The following is a 237-nucleotide window of genomic DNA, read 5'->3' as shown; positions in this document are numbered from 1 at the left end:
CGTGCCAGCGCCAGCAGCGTAGCCAAGCCGGTGCCGTTGTCGCTGGCACCGCTGCAGCCTTCGCGCGCGCCGGTCATGTCGCCATGGGCGAGCACCATCAACGTGCGTCGGGGGGTGCCGGCGCCGCCAAACTCCAGCATCAGATTGCAGCCGTTATAGGTCCGGTCGAAGCCGAAGGAGTCGCGGGTGCTGCCGGTGAACGGCAGCTGCTGCAGCGTGTGCCCGTCTCGCCGGAAC

1 protein-coding gene is annotated in these 237 nt (G+C 69.2%); it reads right to left on the bottom strand.

The window, feature by feature from the left end; translation table 11 throughout:
• Positions 1-237: M28 family peptidase (locus tag ACQG3P_RS23360; protein ID WP_426806374.1), on the bottom strand; the 237-nt coding region annotated here is incomplete at both ends.

It is taken from the genome of Stenotrophomonas sp. SrG (assembly GCF_050031795.1).
GTDB classification, from domain to species: domain Bacteria; phylum Pseudomonadota; class Gammaproteobacteria; order Xanthomonadales; family Xanthomonadaceae; genus Stenotrophomonas; species Stenotrophomonas rhizophila_A.
Note: the sequence above shows the minus strand (reverse complement) of the source record. Positions and strands in the feature narration are given on the sequence as shown.